Annotated in this window: 14 protein-coding genes and 1 tRNA gene; 8 read left to right on the top strand and 7 right to left on the bottom strand. The window is 62.5% G+C overall.

All coding sequences use genetic code 11. The features are described from left to right. Positions 1 to 34: 34 nt before the first annotated feature. A tRNA-Ser gene (locus tag H281_RS0125465) sits at positions 35 to 125 on the top strand. Positions 126 to 410: 285 nt separating this feature from the next. On the opposite strand, the gene H281_RS0125460 is transcribed toward H281_RS0125465, so the two are convergent. From H281_RS0125460 to H281_RS0125435, 6 genes are all read right to left on the bottom strand, one after another. Continuing rightward, positions 411 to 1,238: an ABC transporter permease gene (locus tag H281_RS0125460; protein ID WP_020069962.1), complete on the bottom strand. Its 828-nt coding sequence runs from the start codon at positions 1,236 to 1,238 to the stop codon at positions 411 to 413. A 58-nt stretch (positions 1,239 to 1,296) separates the two neighbouring features. Next, positions 1,297 to 2,550 carry an ABC transporter permease gene (locus H281_RS0125455; protein WP_020069961.1) on the bottom strand — a complete coding sequence of 418 codons (1,254 nt, stop codon included), beginning with the start codon at positions 2,548 to 2,550 and terminating at the stop codon, positions 1,297 to 1,299. Positions 2,551 to 2,587: 37 nt separating this feature from the next. Further along, positions 2,588 to 3,634 carry an ABC transporter substrate-binding protein gene (locus H281_RS0125450; protein WP_020069960.1) on the bottom strand — a complete coding sequence of 349 codons (1,047 nt, stop codon included), beginning with the start codon at positions 3,632 to 3,634 and terminating at the stop codon, positions 2,588 to 2,590. 1 nt (position 3,635) lies between these two features. After that, complete coding sequence (locus tag H281_RS0125445; RefSeq protein ID WP_020069959.1) at positions 3,636 to 4,817, bottom strand: ABC transporter ATP-binding protein; 1,182 nt, start codon at positions 4,815 to 4,817, stop codon at positions 3,636 to 3,638. A gap of 32 nt (positions 4,818 to 4,849) precedes the next feature. After that, positions 4,850 to 6,013 carry an SRPBCC family protein gene (locus H281_RS0125440; protein ID WP_020069958.1) on the bottom strand — a complete coding sequence of 388 codons (1,164 nt, stop codon included), beginning with the start codon at positions 6,011 to 6,013 and terminating at the stop codon, positions 4,850 to 4,852. Positions 6,014 to 6,194: 181 nt separating this feature from the next. Beyond that, a complete protein-coding gene (locus tag H281_RS0125435) occupies positions 6,195 to 7,121 on the bottom strand; it encodes a LysR family transcriptional regulator (RefSeq protein WP_027804942.1) in 927 nt (308 codons plus the stop codon). A 209-nt stretch (positions 7,122 to 7,330) separates the two neighbouring features. Between H281_RS0125435 and H281_RS0125430 the strand changes: the two genes are divergently transcribed. From H281_RS0125430 to argE, 4 genes are read left to right on the top strand one after another with little or no spacing between them, the layout of a single operon-like run. After that, positions 7,331 to 8,695, top strand: coding sequence for a flavin-containing monooxygenase (locus H281_RS0125430; RefSeq protein ID WP_020069956.1), 1,365 nt, complete (start codon positions 7,331 to 7,333; stop codon positions 8,693 to 8,695). A gap of 44 nt (positions 8,696 to 8,739) precedes the next feature. Continuing rightward, positions 8,740 to 9,177 (top strand): RidA family protein, encoded by a 438-nt coding sequence (locus tag H281_RS0125425; protein ID WP_006048278.1) that lies wholly within the window; start codon positions 8,740 to 8,742, stop codon positions 9,175 to 9,177. 10 nt (positions 9,178 to 9,187) lie between these two features. Next, positions 9,188 to 9,865: a DUF1028 domain-containing protein gene (locus H281_RS0125420; RefSeq protein ID WP_020069954.1), complete on the top strand. Its 678-nt coding sequence runs from the start codon at positions 9,188 to 9,190 to the stop codon at positions 9,863 to 9,865. Next, positions 9,858 to 11,021, top strand: coding sequence for an acetylornithine deacetylase (gene argE / locus H281_RS0125415; protein WP_020069953.1), 1,164 nt, complete (start codon positions 9,858 to 9,860; stop codon positions 11,019 to 11,021). The genes H281_RS0125420 and argE overlap by 8 nt, the downstream gene beginning before the upstream one ends. A gap of 160 nt (positions 11,022 to 11,181) precedes the next feature. On the opposite strand, the gene H281_RS0125410 is transcribed toward argE, so the two are convergent. Next, positions 11,182 to 11,976 carry a CerR family C-terminal domain-containing protein gene (locus H281_RS0125410; protein WP_020069952.1) on the bottom strand — a complete coding sequence of 265 codons (795 nt, stop codon included), beginning with the start codon at positions 11,974 to 11,976 and terminating at the stop codon, positions 11,182 to 11,184. A gap of 95 nt (positions 11,977 to 12,071) precedes the next feature. Between H281_RS0125410 and H281_RS0125405 the strand changes: the two genes are divergently transcribed. Genes H281_RS0125405 through H281_RS0125395 form a run of 3 tightly spaced genes read left to right on the top strand, consistent with a single transcriptional unit; the run spans position 12,072 to position 16,300 of the window. Beyond that, positions 12,072 to 13,214: an HlyD family secretion protein gene (locus H281_RS0125405; protein ID WP_027804941.1), complete on the top strand. Its 1,143-nt coding sequence runs from the start codon at positions 12,072 to 12,074 to the stop codon at positions 13,212 to 13,214. Beyond that, positions 13,192 to 14,808: an MDR family MFS transporter gene (locus H281_RS0125400; RefSeq protein WP_051121046.1), complete on the top strand. Its 1,617-nt coding sequence runs from the start codon at positions 13,192 to 13,194 to the stop codon at positions 14,806 to 14,808. Before H281_RS0125405 ends, H281_RS0125400 begins: the two co-directional genes overlap by 23 nt. Positions 14,809 to 14,824: 16 nt before the next feature. After that, complete coding sequence (locus tag H281_RS0125395) at positions 14,825 to 16,300, top strand: efflux transporter outer membrane subunit (protein WP_020069949.1); 1,476 nt, start codon at positions 14,825 to 14,827, stop codon at positions 16,298 to 16,300. The last annotated feature ends 138 nt before the right edge of the window (positions 16,301 to 16,438 follow it).

Raw genomic sequence — 16,438 nt, 5'->3', positions numbered from 1 at the left:
CGGCTCGAAGTTTGCTATAATTCGGCTCCCCGCCGGAGAGATGGATGAGCGGTTTAAGTCGCACGCCTGGAAAGCGTGTATAGGTTAATAGCCTATCCGGGGTTCGAATCCCCGTCTCTCCGCCAGAATTTCAGTACGGCTTTGCGGCCGATTCAATCCCCGATCTGTGCCATAAAATCGGGGTTGTGCCATAGATCAGTCAGCGAAGCGGCCTTGATCGCTCCGGTCTGCGTCGACAAATCCCCTTTGTGACCTGGCAGTCTGCGTCCGCCAGAAGCGCTTGCGCGTGGTCCGACGTCTGCGCGTCACAGGCGCCCGTTCGCCCATCCGCGAATCAGGCGCTTGCCAGGCCAATGTCATTTGAATCGTCGAAGGGAGGTTGCCTACAACCTCCCTTCGCTTCTACTTCATCAAACCAGCGCATTACTAGCAGCCGCCGCCCGCCCGCGCAGCCACGTAATACTCGCAAAGAGCAGCACTGCGAACACGATCAGCATTGTCGCTACGGCGAGGATCGACGGGTCGATCGAGTCGCGAATCCCACTCCACATCTGCCGCGGCACGGTTGTCTGATCCGGGCCGCCGATGAACAGAATGACAATCACCTCGTCGAATGACGTCGCGAACGCGAAGACGCTGCCCGTGGCGATCGCCGGCATGATGAGCGGCAACGTCACGCGCCTGAATGTCACCCACGGCGGCGCGCCGAGCCCTGAAGCGGCACGCAACAGGCTATGGTCGAACGAAAGCAACGAAGCGGTCACGGTAATCACGACGAATGGCGTGCCGAGCGCCGCATGCGCAAGCACCACACCGGGATACGAGTTCACGAGTCCGAGCGGCGCGAAGATCAGATAGAAGCCTGCCGCGACCACGACGATGGGTACGATCATCGGCGAGATGATGAGCGGCATGATCAGCGAGCGCAGCGGAAACTGCGAGCGCGACAGCCCCAATGCGGCGAGCGTGCCGAGACACGTGGCAATCACCGTCGAGGCCGCGCCGATGCCGAGGCTGTTGAGCAGCGAGCGTTGCCAGTCCGCGCTCGTCAGCGCCTGCTCATACCAGCGCAGCGAAAATCCTTGCATCGGGTACGAAAAGTAGGATCCCGAATTAAACGAGAGCGGGATGATCGCGAGAATCGGCGCAATCAGGAAGAACAGCACGAGTGCGGTATGCAGCCGCACCCAGCGCGCGGCGACGCGTTCGGTCAGCATCTTGTTGCGTTGATCTTGCATATCGTTCCTTCGTCGTGTCCCTTCGTCGTGCTTCGTCGCGTGTGCGTTCGAACGGTGCTTACCCGAAGCGCAAGCGGTCAATGCCTACGATCCGGTTAAAGAGAAAATAGAAGATCGCCGTAAAGATCACGAGATAGGCCGAGAGCGCACCGGCGAGGCCCCAGTTGAGTTGCGTGTTCGTCTGCATCGCAATGAGCTGGCTGATCATCTCGTCGCCGGCGCCACCGAGCAGCGCAGGCGTGATGTAGTAGCCGAGCGCGAGCACGAAGACGAGGAAGCAGCCGGCGCCGACGCCCGGCAGCGTCTGCGGCACATAGATGCGCACGAACGCGGTGAACGGATGCGCGCCGAGCGATTGCGCGGCGCGCATATACACCGGCGACACGCTCTTCATGACCGAGTAGATCGCGAGAATCATGTACGGCAGCAGCACGTGTGTCATGCCGATCAGAACGCCTGTCCGATTGAAGATGAGCGGCAGCGGGTGAGTGGCGAGGCCGAGACCCGTCACGAGACTATTGATGACGCCGCCCGGTTGCAGCAACACGTACCACGCCGTCGTGCGCACGAGCAGCGAAGTCCAGAACGGCACGATCACGAGAAGCATCAACCGGTTGCTGCTTTTCGCGGGCAGGTTCGCAAGCAGCCACGCGACAGGGTAGCCGAGCACGAGGCACAGCAGCGTGACCGTCGCGCTGATCGAGATGGTCCGCGCGAATGCTTGCCGGTAGACCGAAGCGTTATCTGCGACGAACGCGAGCGTGCCTTGCGGCGTCACCTGCGCATCGACCGCGGCGAGCAGATAGTCGGGCGTCGGCGACGCGGCGGCTCGCTTCAGCAAGCGCCAGGTCTCGGGCGAGTTCCAGCGTTCATCCAGTTCGACGAGCGCCGGCTTCCATGCCGGCGGCGCATCGCCCGACAGCTGGCGCGCGGTGCGCATGAGCAGGCTGCGAAACTCCGGCTGCGCGAAATTCAGCCGTCGCGCCACGGTGCCGAGCTGTCCGCTTTGCTGCGCCTCCTTGAGCCCCGCAGCCAGCAGGGCGAACGTGGCTTCGTCCGGCACGCCGCGGCCGTCCCATGCATCGAGCGCACGCGTCAGTGCCGGCATGCTGTCCGGCACTTCGCGGTTCTCGACGCTGCGCGCGAGCAGCAGCATGATCGGCGCAATGAACGTCGACAGCAGAAACACGAGCAACGGCAGCGCAAGCAGCAACGCCTGCAACGATGCGCGGCGGCGCGCCTTCTGAAACGACGCGCGGCCTTCGGCTCTCGTCGGAGAGCCCGGGACCGTGCCTTGGGCGGAAGCGGGCATGCTGGTAGTCAAGTTGGGCTCTCGTCGAACGGTGGCGTTACTGCGTCAGCCACACCTGGAAGCGCTTGTTGATCTGGTCCGCGTTGTCGGCCCAGAAGTTCGCGTTGATCTGCAGCGCGCGCTTGAAGTTCTCGGGCGCGGTCGGCAAATCGGCAAGACGCTGCTTGTCGATGAGCGCAATCGCGTCCTTGCGCGGCGGCGCGTACGCGATGTACTTCGACAGATCCGCGTAAGCCTTGGGTTGCGAAGCCGAGACGATGAATTTCGCCGCGGCGTCGGCGTGCTTCGCGCCGGTCGGCACGGCCCACCAGTCGAAGTCGTAGACCTGCGCGTCCCAGACCGCCTTGAACGGCTTGTTGTCCTTCTTCGCGGCATCGGAGATGCGGCCGTTGTAGGCCTGCGTCATGACGACCGCGCCGTCGGCGAGCAACTGCGGCGCCTGCGCGCCCGACTCCCACCACACAATGCTCTTCTTGATCGTGTCGAGCTTCTTGAACGCGCGATCCACGCCGGCGGGCGTGCCGAGCACCTTGTAGACATCTTTAGGATCGACGCCGTCCGCGATCAACGCCCATTCCATCGACACCTTCGGCGACTTGCGCAAGCCGCGCTTGCCCGGGTATTTCTGCAAGTCGAAGAAGTCGTTGACGGTGGTCGGCGCCGTCTTGAGCTTGCTCGCGTCGTACGCATAGACCGTCGACCACACCATGCTCGCGACCGCGCAATCGCTGATCGAGCCGGGAATGAAGTCGCTCGTCTTGCCGATCGTCTTCTTGTCGAACTTCTGCAGGAGGCCTTCCTCGCAGGCGGTGATCTCATCGTTGGTTTCGAGGTCAATCAGGTCCCACGTGGTGTTTTTGGCCTGCTCCATCGCGGAAAGCTTGGCGAGCCCGCCGTCGTACGATTCGGTCGAGAAGCCGATCCCCGTGGCCTGCGTAAACGGTTCGAAGTAGGCTTTCTTGGCCGCCGCTTCGTACGCGCCGCCGAAGGTCACGACGGAGAGCGTCTCCGCTGCCTGGGTGGTCACGGTGGCGAATGCGGCTACGGCGAGTGCAGCGCATTGTGCTTTGATGAGGGTGCGCATGTCAGTTGGCTCCTGCTGGTGCGGTCGTGATTATGGAAGGTGAGGGCGGTGTGGTTACGTTGATTGCGGGCGCGCTTCGCGGCGCAGGTGCGGCGAGAATCTTGCAGTCGTCGTGGCGCCACGCGACGTCGATGGTGCTGCCGGGCGAGGGCAGCGCATGACGCTGGGTGTTCGGCACTTTCACAACGATCGAATCGCGCGAGCCGAGCGTCAGATGTACACGGTGATGATCGCCGCAATACACCAGTTCGTCGACGCGCGCACGCACTACGTTGTCGTGTTCGGCGGCGAGCGTGCCTTCCGCGCTCGGGATATGCGCGCGTTCGGGGCGCAGCGCGAGCATCGCTTCGTCGCCGGCGCGCAGGCCTTCTTCGCAACGGCCGCGAATCATGCTGCCGTCCGAAAGCGCGAGCGTTGCGGAGCCGTCACCCGTATTCGCCACGCGTCCGGTCAGTCCATTGTTCTCGCCGACGAAGTTGGCGACGAACGCGTTCTGCGCATTTTCGTAAAGCTCGCTCGGTGTGGCGGCCTGCTGGATGCGGCCATCGGAAAACACGGCCACGCGGTTCGACATGGTGAGTGCCTCCGCCTGATCGTGCGTCACGTAGACGATCGTGAGCGACAGTTCGCGATGCAGGCGCATGATTTCGTATTGCATCGTTTCGCGCAGGCGCTTGTCGAGCGCACCGAGCGGCTCGTCCATCAGCACGACACTCGGCTCGAAAACGAGCGCACGTGCGAGCGCGACGCGCTGCTGCTGTCCGCCGGAGAGTTGCGCAGGACGCCGGTTCGCCAGATGCGGAAGTTCGATCATGTCGAGCGCACGCTTCACACGCACCTTCTGCTCGGCGCGGCTCACGTGCCGCACGGAAAGCGGAAAGGCGACGTTCTCCGCAATCGTCAGATGCGGAAAAAGCGCGTAGTTCTGAAACACCATGCCGATGTCGCGCTGATGCGGCGGCTTGTCGTCGAGGCGGCGGCCGTCGAGGCGGATTTCGCCGTGAGTGGGCGTTTCGAATCCCGCGAGCATCATCAGCGTGGTTGTCTTGCCCGAGCCGGAGGGACCGAGCAGCGACAGAAATTCTCCCTTGCCCACCTCGAGATTCAAGTCATCGACGACATATTGGGCGCCGTCATACGATTTGCTCACGCGCGAGAGCGAAATGAAGGAAGGGTTTGACATCGTGATCGCGTCCTGTCGATGATGCGTCGTAATCAATGTGTACCGGGCTGCGTCGCGGCGATCTTGCTGGCTAGGTAGCGCGCGAAGTCATAGTTGGGGCGTTCGAGATGGCTCAAATGGCCCGGTTTCGCGAGCGGCGCGTGCACGCCGCGAAAGACCGCTTCCACGCCGCGTTTATCTTCGGCGTTCACGTCGTCCAGCAGTTTCTTCAGCGTCGCCATATGCGCGTTCGCTTCGGGGTCCGCGATGAACTCCGGCGCAAGCCCTCCGCCGAAGCGGATATGCACGTGCCCTACGCCCTGAGGTTGCAGCACGAGATACCAGAAGTAACCTGGGGTAAGCGTGACCAGATGCGTCGGGTAGATCGCGAGCAGCGCGGTGGTCTTGCGCCAATGCCCGGTAAGTCGCGTGTTCTCCGGATGCGCGTTGCCGATCGGCAAAGACGCTTCCTTCGAAATCCAGTGATAGTTGAACGCGGGATAACCCGGCGGGCATTCCATTTCTTCGAGCCGCGAATGCGGTCCGACCGTCGCGCGATGCAACATGGGCAGGTGATAGCTTTCCATGAAGTTTTCCGCGAGGATCTTCCAGTTCGTGTCCCACACGTGCTCTTCATAGAACGTTTCAATGTAGTCCGACATACCGTATGCGCCGATCAGTTCGCTCAGATCGGCAAGCTGTTCGCGCACGGGCGGCGTGTTTTCGTCGAGCGTCACATAGAGCCAGCCTTGCCATTCTTCGCAACGCACTGCGGGCAGCCGGTAGCTTTCCTTGCAGAAGCCCTGTTGCCGGTCCATGAGCGGCGCGCCGTGCAATGCGCCGTCCAGTGAATAATTCCACGCGTGATACGGGCAGACGATGCGGCGCACGTTTCCGCGTCCTTCGAGCAATACCGACATGCGATGCAGGCACACGTTCGACATGGCCCTGAGTTGCATCTGTTCGTCGCGCAGAACCACGACGGGTTGCGCGCCGATGCGCGCGCTCAGGTAATCACCGGGGGCTTTCAGCGCGCTAGCACGGCCGACGCATTGCCATTCCCGCGAGAAGATCGCGCGCTCTTCCAGCGCCAGAAATTCGGGCGACGTGTAGACACCGGGCGGCATTGAACGCGCATCGCCGAATGGCCGTTCGCAACCCGTCTGCAGCTTTTCAACCAGTGCATGCACTGCAGTCGTCGTTGGCAGGTCGGTCATGCGTCCCCCTCGATTCGTGACGGTCAGAGCGAGCCGGCGTAAAGCCTCGCGGCGTAGCGCTCAACATGGCCACCAATCTATCAAGCCAATTTGCAAGCCAAAATATTGTTTTCAGATACAAAGCAAAGGTTTTGTCTATGCAGCGAACGCAATCTGAAAGCCGTCGACCAACCGCGATGACTCATTCGTCTATATGCAGTCGCCGGATGTAGTTCTCGCAGAACGACGCAAAACGATGCACGACCTGGCGAGGCTTCATCGTGCGCGATTGTGCGATGCCTAGCATCGTTGCGTTGACGTTGTCTTTGAAGCGTTTAATGACGAACTCTTCGCCATCCACCGTGCGAGTCGACTTGAGTGGAAAGTTAAGCAGGCTATAACCAAGTCCGTTGGCCACCATGCCGCGCACGACCTCGGGCTGCGACGAGCGAAACGCCGGCACCGGCCGGCTGCCCACTGCGTCGAAGAGCGCGGCGAAGTACTCGCGGCTGTGCGGCAAGTCGAGCATTACATAAGGCTCGGGCAAAAGGTCGGCGAGCGATACCTTGCGCGCGCGGGCGAGCCGATGCGTGCGCGGCAGGATCGCGTAAGGCGGCAGCGAAAGCAGCGGCGTGAAAGCAATGTCCTCGGTCAGGTCGAGGCTGTAGGTGAGAGCGATGTCGAGCGAGCCGTCGTGCAGGCCGCGTAAAAGGCCGTCCTGATGCGCCTCGACGGTGCGAAACGAAATGCCCGCGTGCTCGCCCGTGAAGCGGCTGATCAACCGCGGCATGAGCGGCGGCGCGAGGGAGACGAGACAGCCGAGCGCAATCGCACCCGTCATGCCGCCGTCCATTTCCTTCGCGGTCGTTTGCAGTTCCTCCGCGATTTTCAGCAGATTGCGCGCCTGGCCGAGCAGATCGCGTCCGGCCTGCGTGAGCGAAAGACCGCTCGCGTGATGTCGTATGAAGAGTTGCACGCCGAACGAGACTTCGAGATCCGCAAGCGCCGTCGAGATCGACGGTTGCGAAATATGCAGGCGCTTTGCCGCCGCCGTGAAAGACAGCGCTTCCGCCGTGACGACGAAATAGCGCAACTGGCGCAATGAATAGCGCAACGGGTGACTTTCCATCGACGACGCTCCATCTTCAAGGTCTTCAACGAGCGGCATTGTGAGGCGGTCAAAAAGCGCTGCATAGGAAAAACCGATGCGCTGCATTTTTTTAATATGTTTTTCGGATTCGGAACGGGCGGGTAGATTTTGACGGGAGACGAACGGCCGGGGCGGCACACGCCGTCTGCAAGCATGATTCGCTATAGCCTCTTCTGAAGGACACAGTCATGACACTCGAAACAACGTCGATCGATACGCTGGTGGTCGGCGCCGGCCAGGCCGGCGTCGCGATGAGCGAACACCTGACGAGGCTCGGGGTGCCGCACCTCGTACTGGAGCGCGCCCGTATTGCCGAGCGCTGGCGTACCGGGCGCTGGGATTCGCTGGTTGCGAACGGTCCCGCATGGCACGATCGTTTCCCCAACCTGGAGTTCGCCGACGTTCATCCGGACGCTTTTGCGCCGAAGGAACAGGTCGCGGATTATTTCGTCGCATATGCAAAGAAGTTCGATGCGCCGATCCGCACCGGTGTGGAGGTGAAGCACGTCGTGCGTAATGCGGGACGTCCGGGCTTTACGGTCGAAACGTCGGAGGGCACGATCAAGGCTAATCGCGTGGTCGTTGCAACGGGACCTTTCCAGCGCCCCGTCATTCCGCCGATTGCGCCGCAAGACACGCGTCTCACGCAAATTCATTCCGCCGACTATCGCAACCCGGGGCAATTGCCTGAAGGAGGCGTGCTCGTGGTGGGCGCGGGATCGTCCGGCGTGCAGATCGCGGACGAGTTGCAGCGTGCAGGCAGGTGCGTTTATCTGTCGGTCGGTGCGCACGACCGTCCGCCGCGCGCTTATCGCGGTCGCGATTTTTGCTGGTGGCTCGGCGTGCTGGGCGAATGGGACGCGGAGGTGATGAAGCCGGGCAGGGAACACGTGACGATCGCAGTAAGCGGGTCACGCGGCGGTCATACGGTGGACTTCCGGCGTCTCGCGCATCAGGGCATTACGCTCGTGGGTCTCACGAAGTCTTTCGACAATGGCGTCGCTGTCTTCGAAGACGATCTGGCGGCGAACATCGCGCGCGGCGACGAGAACTATCTGTCGCTGCTGGACGCGGCCGACGCGTATGCCGAGCGCAACGGTCTCGATCTTCCGCAAGAACCGGAGGCGCGCGCCATTCCCGCCGACCCCGAGTGCGTCACGCATCCGCTTCGCGAACTCGATCTGGCAGAAGCCGGCGTGACGTCGATTGTGTGGGCAACCGGTTATGCAGTCGATTTCGGCTGGTTGGACGTGAACGCGTTCGACGAAAAAGGTAAGCCGTCGCATCAGCGCGGCGTATCGAAGGAGCCGGGCATTTATTTTCTCGGACTGCCGTGGTTGTCGCGTCGCGGCTCTGCGTTTATCTGGGGCGTGTGGCACGACGCGAAGCACGTCGCCGATCACATCGTCACGCAGCGCAAATATCTGGCGTATTACGATGGACCGCAACGCGACGTGGCGAGCCGCGACGAAAGCGCAACAGGTACTGACGCTGCCGACGGCACGTCCGCCGGTTCAAAGGTTCATAAAGTAAGCGAAATGGGCGTGAACTGATTCACGCGTCTCCCCATCTTTCTCCCCATATAAATGGTGCACTCATGAGCCAACCTACGCATACCCGAATTCGCATGTTCAACACGAAGGACACATATCCGAACCAGACGCTCGACAACGACCTCTGTCAGGCCGTGCGCGCAGGCAATACGGTTTATGTACGCGGCCAGGTGGGGACCGATTTCGAAGGACGTCTGGTCGGCTTGGGCGATCCGCGCGCCCAGGCCGAGCAGGCCATGAAAAACCTCAAGCAATTGCTCGAAGAGGCGGGCAGCGACTTGTCTCACGTCGTCAAGACAACGACGTATCTGACCGACGTCCGCTATCGCGAGCCTGTGTATCAGGAAGTCGGCAAGTGGCTGAAGGGCGTATTTCCGATTTCCACCGGCCTCGTCGTGGTTGCGCTCGGTCAGCCGCAATGGCTGATGGAGATCGACGTAATCGCCGTCATTCCAGACGGATGGACGCGGCCGCAAGCCTGAGGAGCGGGACATGACATTCTCCATTGTCGGACGCTGCGCGCAGTCGGGGCAGCTTGGGGTTGCGATCAGTTCGTCGAGCATTGCAGTGGGCGCCCGGTGCCCTTGGGTGCGTGCAGGCGTCGGCGTGGTCGCGACGCAAAACGTCACGCTGCCGGCACTGGGGCCGCAGATTCTCGACCTTCTCGAAAGCGGGCAATTCGATCCCGCCGCCGCGTTGGATCGTGCGCTAGGCGCAAGCGACTGGAGCGAATATCGTCAGGTGACGGTGGTCGATAGCCAGGGCCGCACGGCGTTCTTCAGCGGCAAGGAAGCGTTGGGCACGTATCACGCGGTTGCGGGCAAGCAATGCGTGGCAGCGGGCAATATGCTCGCTGGCGTCGAAGTGATCGAGGCAATGGTCCCTGCGTTCGAGCAGACCTCAGGCCCGCTTGCCGATCGGCTGCTCGCGGCTATGCATGCGGCGATGGCCGCTGGCGGCGAGGCGGGGCCCGTGCATTCGGCGGCGCTCAGAATCGTGGGCGATGTGAGCTGGCCGATCGTCGACTTGCGTGTCGATTGGGCGGACGACGATCCCATCGGCCAACTCGATGGTTTGTGGCGCGCATATCAGCCGCAAATGCAGGACTATCTGACGCGCGCTTTGAATCCGACCGCCGCGCCGAGCTACGGGGTGCCAGGCAATGAGTGACAGGTCCAGTCGCGCGCTGCTCTCCACGTTGATCGGCTTTGCCACGGTCAGCCGCGAGTCGAATCTGGACATGATCGGGTTCATTCGAGATTACCTGGACGAACTGGGTGTGAAGAGCGAACTCTTCTACAACGCCGAGCGTACGAAGGCGAATCTGTTTGCGACTATCGGTCCGCACGAGCGGGGCGGCATTGTGCTGTCAGGCCATACCGACGTGGTGCCGGTCGAAGGACAGGCGTGGAGCGTCGACGCATTCCGTCTCACCGAACGTGACGGGCGGCTGTATGGTCGCGGGACGGCCGACATGAAGGGCTTCATCGCATCGGTGCTCGCGGCGGTGCCGGGCTTCGTCGAACGCGATTTGAAGCTCCCGGTGCATCTCGCCTTTTCATACGACGAGGAAGTCGGGTGCCTTGGCGTGCGGCCTATGCTCGCTGAACTCGAACGGCGTCCGCACAAGCCGGTGCTGTGTCTGATCGGCGAGCCGACCGAACTCAAGCCGGTGCTCGGACACAAGGGCAAACTGGCGATGCGTTGTCAGGTCAAGGGTGCGCCGTGCCATTCGGCCTACGCGCCATATGGTGTCAATGCCATTCAGTACGCGGCGCGCATGATCAGCCGTCTGGAAGAGATCGGCGATCATCTCGCGCAGCCCGAGTATCGCGACGAACGGTTCGATCCGCCGTTCTCGACCGTGCAGACGGGAGTGATCAAAGGCGGCCGTGCGCTGAACATCGTGCCCGCAGAATGTGAGTTCGATTTCGAAGTCCGGGCGCTGCCGGGTTTCGACGCCGGTCAGGTAGCCGACGAGTTGCAAACGTACGCCGAAGCCGAGCTGCTTCCCAGAATGCGTGCCGTGAAGTCCGACGCCGATATCCGCTTCCAGTCGCTCTCTGCTTATCCGGCACTGGCTACGTCGCCCGATAGCGAAGCGGCGCGTCTTCTAAGCTTGCTGACCGGTTCAAATGAGTTTGGCACCGTGGCGTTCGGCACCGAAGGTGGGCTCTTCGAGCAGGCGGGCATTCCCACCGTGGTCTGCGGACCGGGCAGTATGGACCAGGGGCATAAGCCAGATGAATATCTCACCAGCGAGCAACTGAGCGATTGCGATGCAATGCTCGCCCGTCTGGCGGATTACCTTTCGGCTATGGATTGAAACGCACGCGCTGGCGACAGCGCGCGGTCGCGATTCAACCTTGGTTTCTGGCGCTGAAGCTTCGGCTTCGGTTCGCAGAGCACTCGCGGTGCTCGCCGCGTGATCGGCCGGTCCCTAGGCCGGCTCCCAGGCCGGCCCCGGCGGATACGCGGGCCGTGCTTCAGTTACCGTCGTCATCGCCTCGGGCCTGCTTGCGCGAACGCGGCGGTTTGCTCGCGGCTTTCGCACCTTTCGCATCTTTCACGTGCCGCGCGTCGCGTTCCCGGCTCCAGTGTTCGAGCAGTATTCGCGTCTGATCGCGTACCGTGGACTTCAACTGCTCCGCCTTCTCTGCATCCATGCTTTTCCAGCCGAGAACCGACAGCGTCGAGCGATGCGCGAGGTGAAAGACCACCAGCTGTCCATGCAGACTGAATGTGCGAATCTGCGTGACGGGGTCGTCGGAGGCTAGCCCGCAGATACGCGCGACCAGTGCGGCGCTCGCTTCGTTCAACGGCTGACGGATCCGGCACGCGAGAATCTGCGTGGCGCTCTCGGGCTCGTAGCCGGCCTGCTCGCGTGCAAAGAACATCCGCCGGCCCGGCTTGCTCGCTTTCGCGAACGCGCCGTCTGCCATGGCTTCCTGAATCCGGATGAAAGCGTCGATCAACACTTCGGTCGCGGCGTTTTCGCGCACCACGGCCTGTGCGTGTTCGATGGCCGGGCCGAAGGTTCTCCATGCATCGTCGGCCAGTGCTTCGACGCACGCGCGATACACCCCTTCCTTGTTCTCGAAGTAGTACTGCAGCGCGGGCGCGTTGACGCCGGCACAAGCCGCGATCTCGCGGGTCGACGCGCCTTCGAATCCGTGTTCGCCAAACAGCTGGATCGCTGCTTCGATTATTCGCTGACGCGTCTCGTCACCGCGTGCGTAGCCGCCTTCGGGCGACCGACGCACTTTCTGTGCGGGGTTCATGCATTTCTCTCCATTACTTCCATACAAATATATCACTTGACACAATTCTATCGACTGGAATAATTCTGCCAACTGGAAATAATTGGACCATTGAGATGTCAACGACCGCAGATTCCCCGTCCCGTCCCCGACCCGCCGAAGAGTCGCCGTCGTCAGGCGTGCGCCGTCCGAGCCGGCGCACGGTGTTGATCGCGCTCGGCGTTGTCGCGCTCATTGCCGGAGGTATCTGGCTCGCGCGTTGGTGGACCGTAGGGCGCTTTATCGAGAGTACCGACGACGCCTATCTGCAGGCCGACAGCGTCACGGTCGCCCCCAAGGTGTCCGGCTATGTGACGGAAGTTTATGTCGCGGACAATCAGATGGTGAAGCCGGGCGATCCTCTCGTGCATCTCGACGCGCGCCAGTACCAGGTTGCGCTCGACCAGGCGCTCGCGACCATCGACGCACGCAAGGCGGACATAGAACGCGCGCAGGCCGACATCAAACAGCAGCAGTCCAATATTGCGCAGGCACAGGCGCAAGAGCGGGTGGCCCGCGTGAGTGCACAGCATGCGAGCGACGAAGTGCGGCGTTACGCGCCGCTCATCGCGACCGGCGCTGAAAGCAGTGAACGCATGGCCGAGCTGACCAGCACGCGCGACCAGGCGAATGCCACGCTTGCCGCAAACGCAGCCGCGGTCGACGCCGCACGTTCGCAGATCGGCTCTGCCACCGCGCAGCTTGCACAGGCGCGCGCGCAACTCGAAGCCGCCGAGGCAAGCGCACAACAGTCGCGGCTCGATCTCGAGAACACCATGGTGCGCAGTGCGCTCGGCGGCAAGGTAGGGGACCGCACCGTGCGCGTCGGTCAATACGTGCAGCCCGGCACGCGGATGCTGACGGTCGTTCCCGTACGAAGTACCTATTTGCTGGCTAATTTCAAGGAAACGCAGGTGGGCCGCATGCGGGTCGGCCAGCCCGTCGAAATGCATGTCGACGCGTTGCCTGGCCATACGCTGCACGGTGTGATCGACAGTTTCTCGCCGGGCACCGGCTCGCAGTTCGCATTGCTGCCGCCGGAGAATGCGACCGGCAACTTCACGAAGATTGTGCAGCGTGTGCCCGTGCGGATTCGTATCGATACGGGGGCCGAGACGCGCAGCGTATTGTTGCCAGGCCTGTCCGTCACGGTCGATGTCGACACGCGGTCTGCGCGTGAGCGCGATGCGCGTATCGATGCCGAGAATCGTCGTGGCTGACGCGACGCCGGCGACTGCGGCGCCTGCCGCACCACACGGGGAAGAGCGGGCGAGCGTCGGCGACTGGATCGCCGTTGCCGCCGGCGCGCTCGGCGCATTGATGGCGACGCTCGACATCTCGATCACGAACTCCGCGCTGCCGCAGATTCAGGGCGAAATCGGCGCGACGGGAACGGAGGGTACGTGGATTTCCACCGGCTACCTGATGTCCGAGATCGTGATGATTCCGCTCGCGGCATGGCTCACACGCGTCTTCGGCCTGCGCAACTTTCTGCTCACCAACTCGGCGCTCTTCATTGCATTTTCGATGATGTGCGGCTGGTCGCACACGCTGCCCATGATGATCGCCGGCCGGATCGGCCAGGGCTTTACTGGCGGCGCGCTGATTCCTACCGCGCAGACCATCATCCGCACACGGCTGCCGCTTTCGCAGTTGCCGGTCGGCATGACGATGTTCGGCCTGATCGTGCTGCTCGGGCCGCTGCTGGGGCCGGTAGTCGGCGGCTGGCTCGCGGAGAACGTCAGCTGGAGCTGGTGCTTCTTCATGAACCTGCCGATCTGCTTAGCGCTGATGACGCTGCTGATTGTCGGACTGCCGTCGGACAAGCCTCACTGGGAAGCTTTCTTCAAGGCGGACTGGCTCGGCATCGTCGGACTCGCGATCGGGCTCAGTTCGCTCACGGTGGTGCTCGAAGAAGGGCAGCGCGAGCGCTGGTTCGAGTCGTCGACAATCGTCCTGCTCACCTGTGTATCGGTTTTCGGCATGCTCCTGATCGCAGCTTCGCAAATGACGGCAAAGAAGCCGATCGTGCGCCTCGGTCTGATGCGTAATCCTAACTATGCGAGCGTGATCGTGATCGTGTCGGCGGTCGGCGCTGCGCTTTATGGCGTGTCGTATCTGCTGCCGCAGTTTCTCGGCGTGGTGGCGGGCTATAACGCGGAGCAGTCGGGCGCGATCATGCTGCTCTCGGGGCTGCCGGCATTTCTGATCATGCCGGTGCTGCCGCGGCTGCTTGGCAAATTCGATTTCCGTCTTCTCGTCATCACTGGGCTCGTGTTGTACGCGCTCAGTTGCATGCTCGACATCAGCCTGACGGCGCAAAGTGTCGGGCACGATTTCGTCTGGTCGCAACTCATACGCGGCACCGCGCAGATGCTCGCAATGATGCCGCTCAATCAGGCCTCGATGGCTGCGGTGTCGCGCGAAGATTCCGGCGATGCCGCGGGACTCTACAACATGGCGCGCAATCTCGGCGGCTCGATCGGCCTTGCGATCATCGGCACCGTGATCGACCGGCGCACGACGTTTCATACGGCAATGATCCGTGAATCGGTGAGCGCGAATTCGCTGATCGGTCAGGACAGCATTGCCGCCAATGCGGCGAACTGGTTCACCCATACCGGCGACATGGCGTACTCGCGAATGCGAGCGCTCGGCCAGCTCGGCGCGCAGATCCAGCAGCAGGCGATCGTGATGACCTATTCGGAAACTTTCTATCTGCTCGCCATCGCGCTCGTCGCCTGCATTCCTCTTGCGTTGCTTCTGAAGACGCCGCGCAGGAATGCGCCGGCGCCTCCGTCCGCTGGACACTAATGTTTTCTGATCTCACATGATGTTCAACCGTCCTTCGAGTTTCGCCCTGGCCGCCGCGGCGCTTCTGTCTTCGCTGTCTGTCTTGCCGGGCTGCACAGTCGGTCCCGACTATCACGGTGCACCGCCCGTTGCGCAGGATGCTCGCGGCGCAGCGTTCGTGCGCACGCCGGCGGCCGGCACGACCGCGGCACCGGCGCCTCGCGAATGGTGGCTCGCACTGAACGACCCGCAGCTGAACGATCTGATTGCCGCCGCGCTCGCACATAGCCCGGACGTGCATATTGCGCAGGCGCGCCTGCGTGAGTCGCGCGCGCAGCTGCAGTCGCAGCGCGCAGACGCTTTGCCGAAGCTTTCGGTCAACGCGGCTGCGCTGCGCACCCGCGAGCCCGATCTGAGCGCGCTCAGTTCGGCGGGTTCGTCCGGTGGCAGTTCGGGGTCGTCGGGAAGGGGGCCGCTGCAGCTTTACACGGCGGGTTTCGACGCCTCATGGGAAATCGACCTGTTCGGTGGCACCCGGCGCGCGATCGAAGCCGCATCGGCCAATGCGGAAGCAGTCGACGCTGATCTCGCGGACACTCAGGTCTCGCTTGCCGCGGAAGTGGCGCAAACGTACATCGATCTGCGCGACCAGCAAACGCGGCTTGAACTCGCGCGGCGCCAGGCGGACATCGAACAGAAAATGTTGACGCTAACGCAGCAGCGGCGTGAGCGCGGCACGGCTGCGGATATCGATGTCGAACGTCTGACCACGCAGGTCGAAAACACGCGCTCGACGCTGATTCCGCTCGACGCGCAAATGAGCGATTCGCTCGACCGCCTCGCGGTGCTGACCGGGCGCGCACCCGGCGCGCTGGATCAGCAACTGGCGTCTGCCCGGCCGCTGCCGCCTATGCCAGCGACGGTGCCCATTGGCGATCCCTCCGCGATGTTGCAGCGCCGTCCGGACATTCGAGCTGCGGAGCGGCGGCTTGCATCGAGCAACGCGCAAATCGGCGAACACGTGGCGGACTTTTTCCCGAAAGTGACGCTGTTCGGCGATATCGGCTTCAGCGCGAGCGATCCGGGCCATCTCATACGCAAGAGCAACTTCAGCTGGATTACCGCACCCTATCTGCAATGGAATGCATTCGATTTCGGACGCACGCTAGGCAGCGTACATGCGGCTGAGGCGTCGCGAGACGAAGCCGAGGCTCGTTATACGAAGGCTGTTCTCGGCGCGCTTCAGGACGCGAACTCTTCGCTATCGCGCTATGGACATCAGCGGGAGCATGTCGTGACGTTGCTGAAAGTGGAGACGTCCGCGACCCACTCTGCCGCGCTGATGCGGCAGCGCTACACGGCGGGTGTCGCGACGTTGATCGATTTGCTCGACACGCAGCGCCAGGAATTCAGCGCGCAGCAGAACGTCGTGGCAGGGCAGGCCGAGTTGCTGAAGGACTTCGTGTCTCTGCAGAAGAGCCTTGGCATTGGGTGGGAAGCGCCGCAGGGGTAGTCGGTCGTACGTTTGAGTCGTCGGTGTGAAGCTTCCGTAGTGGCGCAAAGCGCGGGTCTTTATTGCGGTGCGTCACTTTTGCGCGGTGCGCTGCCTGGCTTCGCAGTTTGCGCACGAGCGGCAGCGACTCACGCAGGG

This window comes from Paraburkholderia caledonica (assembly GCF_000383275.1).
In the GTDB taxonomy this organism is placed as follows: Bacteria; Pseudomonadota; Gammaproteobacteria; order Burkholderiales; family Burkholderiaceae; genus Paraburkholderia; species Paraburkholderia caledonica.
Note: the sequence above shows the minus strand (reverse complement) of the source record. Positions and strands in the feature narration are given on the sequence as shown.

Excerpts from the sequence above, each read along its gene's own strand:
- H281_RS0125430 (WP_020069956.1), top strand. The coding sequence starts at position 7,331 with ATGACACTCGAAACAACGTCGATCGATACGCTGGTGGTCGGCGCCGGC.
- H281_RS0125455 (WP_020069961.1), bottom strand. The coding sequence starts at position 2,550 with ATGCCCGCTTCCGCCCAAGGCACGGTCCCGGGCTCTCCGACGAGAGCC.
- H281_RS0125395 (WP_020069949.1), top strand. The coding sequence starts at position 14,825 with ATGATGTTCAACCGTCCTTCGAGTTTCGCCCTGGCCGCCGCGGCGCTT.
- H281_RS0125445 (WP_020069959.1), bottom strand. The coding sequence starts at position 4,817 with ATGTCAAACCCTTCCTTCATTTCGCTCTCGCGCGTGAGCAAATCGTAT.
- H281_RS0125400 (WP_051121046.1), top strand. The coding sequence starts at position 13,192 with ATGCCGAGAATCGTCGTGGCTGACGCGACGCCGGCGACTGCGGCGCCT.
- H281_RS0125425 (WP_006048278.1), top strand. The coding sequence starts at position 8,740 with ATGAGCCAACCTACGCATACCCGAATTCGCATGTTCAACACGAAGGAC.
- H281_RS0125435 (WP_027804942.1), bottom strand. The coding sequence starts at position 7,121 with ATGGAAAGTCACCCGTTGCGCTATTCATTGCGCCAGTTGCGCTATTTC.
- H281_RS0125460 (WP_020069962.1), bottom strand. The coding sequence starts at position 1,238 with ATGCAAGATCAACGCAACAAGATGCTGACCGAACGCGTCGCCGCGCGC.
- H281_RS0125450 (WP_020069960.1), bottom strand. The coding sequence starts at position 3,634 with ATGCGCACCCTCATCAAAGCACAATGCGCTGCACTCGCCGTAGCCGCA.
- H281_RS0125420 (WP_020069954.1), top strand. The coding sequence starts at position 9,188 with ATGACATTCTCCATTGTCGGACGCTGCGCGCAGTCGGGGCAGCTTGGG.
- H281_RS0125440 (WP_020069958.1), bottom strand. The coding sequence starts at position 6,013 with ATGACCGACCTGCCAACGACGACTGCAGTGCATGCACTGGTTGAAAAG.
- argE (WP_020069953.1), top strand. The coding sequence starts at position 9,858 with ATGAGTGACAGGTCCAGTCGCGCGCTGCTCTCCACGTTGATCGGCTTT.
- H281_RS0125410 (WP_020069952.1), bottom strand. The coding sequence starts at position 11,976 with ATGAACCCCGCACAGAAAGTGCGTCGGTCGCCCGAAGGCGGCTACGCA.
- H281_RS0125405 (WP_027804941.1), top strand. The coding sequence starts at position 12,072 with ATGTCAACGACCGCAGATTCCCCGTCCCGTCCCCGACCCGCCGAAGAG.